The 3,001-nt window shown below is 75.0% G+C and carries 3 protein-coding genes; all 3 read left to right on the forward strand.

The genetic code is table 11. The features are described 5' to 3' along the window. Positions 1 to 153 precede the first annotated feature (153 nt). Entirely contained in the window at positions 154 to 1,140 is a 987-nt protein-coding gene (locus DKT69_RS34220; RefSeq protein WP_109805537.1) for a glycosyltransferase, read from the forward strand. Further along, positions 1,125 to 2,342, forward strand: coding sequence for a glycosyltransferase (locus DKT69_RS34225; RefSeq protein WP_109805538.1), 1,218 nt, complete (start codon positions 1,125 to 1,127; stop codon positions 2,340 to 2,342). The genes DKT69_RS34220 and DKT69_RS34225 overlap by 16 nt, the downstream gene beginning before the upstream one ends. Beyond that, positions 2,342 to 3,001: D-sedoheptulose-7-phosphate isomerase (locus DKT69_RS34230; RefSeq protein WP_109805539.1), on the forward strand; the 660-nt coding region annotated here is incomplete at its 3' end. The genes DKT69_RS34225 and DKT69_RS34230, both read left to right, overlap by 1 nt.

The following is a 3,001-nucleotide window of genomic DNA, read 5'->3' on the forward strand; positions in this document are numbered from 1 at the left end:
CCGGGCGGCGGTCTGCCCGGTCGCCGGGCACCCCTGCCTGACCGGCGTCGACCCGGCCGAGGTGGCCGCGGCCGTCCGCCTCCTCGCACCGCCCGCGCCCACCTGAGCCCCTGTCCGTCCCGGCCCCCGACCAGCCCGATCGCGAGGAGAGGCATGAACGTCCTGCTCTGGCACGTGCACGGCTCCTGGACCACGTCCTTCGTGCACGGGAAACACCGGTACCTGGTGCCGGTCACCCCCGACCGGGGCCCGTACGGCCTGGGCCGGGCGCGAACCTATCCGTGGCCCGACAGCGCGGTGGAGGTGACCCCGCAGGAGCTGGGCCGGGCGGACGTGGACGTGGTGATCCTGCAACGGCCGCAGGAGCTGGAGCTGACCGAGCAGTGGCTGGGCCGCCGGCCGGGGCGGGACCTACCGGCGATCTACGTCGAGCACAACACCCCCAAGGGCGACGTGCCCAACACCCGCCACCCGATGGCCGACCGGGACGACCTGCTGCTCACCCACGTGACCCACTTCAACGAACTGTTCTGGGACAACGGCGGCACCCGCACGGCGGTGATCGAGCACGGCATCGTCCCGCCCCGGGTGGAGTGGACCGGCGACCTCGACCGGCTCGCGGTGGTCACCAACGAGCCGGTCCGCCGCTGGCGGGTCACCGGCACCGACCTGATGCCCCGGTTCGCGGCAGTCGCCCCGCTGGACGTGTTCGGCATGGGGGTGGCCGGACTGCCGGAGGCGCTCACCGCGGCCGGCGCCGCCCTCGCCCACCCGGTCACCGGGCACGAGGACCTGCCGCAGGACCGGATGCACGCGGCGGTCGCCCGCCGGCGGGCGTACCTGCACCTGTGCCGGTGGACCTCGCTGGGGCTGAGCCTCATCGAGGCCATGACGATCGGCATGCCGGTGGTCGCGCTCGCCACCACCGAGGCGGTGGACGCCGTACCGCCCGACGCGGCGGTGCTGTCCACCCGGGTCGACACGCTGGTGGAGGCGGCCCGCTGGCTCGCCGAGGACCGCGACGCGGCGTACCGGCTGGGGGCGCGGGCGCGCGAGGTGACGCAGAACCGCTTCGGGCTCGACCGGTTTCTCACTGACTGGGACCGGCTGATGGAGGAGGAAACATGCGCATCGCGATGATCTCGGAGCACGCCAGCCCGCTCGCCGTCCTCGGCGAGGAGGACGCCGGCGGTCAGAACACCCACGTGGCGGAACTCGCGGCCGCGCTGGTCGGCGAGGGGCACGACGTCCGCGTCTACACCCGCCGGGACTCCACCACGCTGCCCGAGTCGGTGTCCACACCGGGCGGTTACCAGGTCTGCCACGTGCCGGCCGGGCCGGCGCGGCGGGTGCCCAAGGACGAGCTGCTGCCGTACATGGGGGAGTTCGGCGGCTGGCTCGAAGACCGGTGGCGGCACGGGGACTGGACGCCCGACGTCGCGCACGCGCACTTCTGGATGAGCGGCCTGGCCACCGTGCACGCCGGCCGGCGTACCGGGGTGCCGACCGTGCTGACGTACCACGCGCTCGGCACGGTGAAACGACGGCACCAGGGCGGCCGGGACACCAGTCCACCAGGGCGGGTCGGCTACGAACGCGCGCTGGGCCGGGCCGTCGACCGGGTCGTCGTACAGTGCGCGGACGAGGTCGCCGAGCTGGTCCGGATGGGGGTGCCCCGGTCCCGGATGGCGCTGGTGCCCTCCGGCGTCAACCAGGACGTGTTCCGCCCGGACGGCCCGGTCGCCCCGCACGACCCGGCCCGGCCGCGGATCCTCACCGTCGGCCGGATGGTGGAACGCAAGGGCTTCCTCGATGTGGTCCGGGCGCTGCCGGCCGTGCCGGACGCCGAGTGCGTGGTGGTCGGCGGGCCACCGGCCGAGCTGCTCCCCGCCGACTCCTTCGCCCGCCGGCTGTCCGCCCTCGCCGAGTCCTGCGGCGTCGCCGACCGGGTCGAGCTGGTCGGCGGCGTGCCCCGCGAGGAGATGGCCTCCTGGTACCGCTCGGCCGACGTGCTGGTCGCCGCCCCCTGGTACGAGCCGTTCGGGCTCACCCCGCTGGAGGGCATGGCCTGCGGGGTGCCGGTGATCGGCACCGACGTGGGCGGCATCGCCGACACCGTCGTCGACGGGCTCACCGGCGACCTGGTCCCGCCGCGCGACCCCCGCGCCCTGGGGGCCGCAGTCCGCCGGCTGCTGGCCGACAAGGTCCGCCGCTTCGCGTACGCCACGGCGGCGCTGGACCGGATCCGCAGCCGGTACTCGTGGAAGCGCTGCGCCGAGCAGCTCGGCGCGGTCTACGCCGCGGTGGCCACGGTCGCCCGTCCCGCCCGGGCGGTGGCCTGATGACCCAGCTCTCCACCCTCGACGCGCACCTGTCCGGGCTCGCCGCAACGCTGCTGCCGTACCGCCGGCAGGCCGAGCGGCTGGCCGACTGGGGCACCGAGCTGGCCTGGACGCTGGCCCGGGGCGGGCGGCTGCTGGTGGCGGGCAACGGGGGCAGCGCCGCCGAGGCCCAACACCTTACCGCCGAACTCGTCGGCAAACTCCGCGACGACCGCGAACCCCTCTCCGCCATCGCCCTGCACGCCGAGACCAGCGCCCTCACCGCCATCGGCAACGACTACGGCTACCACGAGGTCTTCGCCCGCCAGGTCCGCGCCCACGGCCGACCCGACGACATCCTCCTGCTCATGTCCACCAGCGGCACCAGCACCAACCTCCTCACCGCCGCCCACACCGCACGCGACACCGGCCTGCGCTGCTGGGCCTTCACCGGCCCCACCCCCAACCCCCTCGCCGACGTCTGCGAGGAGACCCTCGCCATCGACTCACCGGAGAGCCAGGTGGTGCAGGAGCTGCACCTGGTCGCCACCCACGTGCTCTGCGAGTACGTCGAGCGCGTGCTGCCGGCGGCGCTCGCGGCCCGGGCACAGCCGGTGTCGGCCGCACCCGCCCGATCCACCCCGGTGCGCACCGGGGTGGATCGGGCGGGTGCGGCCGAC

The sequence above is a fragment of the Micromonospora sicca genome (genome assembly GCF_003172935.1).
Lineage (GTDB): Bacteria > Actinomycetota > Actinomycetes > Mycobacteriales > Micromonosporaceae > Micromonospora > Micromonospora sicca.

What these genes read in the sequence shown, in the direction of transcription:
- DKT69_RS34220 (WP_109805537.1), top strand. Translation starts at nt 154, where the DNA reads ATGAACGTCCTGCTCTGGCACGTGCACGGCTCCTGGACCACGTCCTTC.
- DKT69_RS34225 (WP_109805538.1), top strand. Translation starts at nt 1,125, where the DNA reads ATGCGCATCGCGATGATCTCGGAGCACGCCAGCCCGCTCGCCGTCCTC.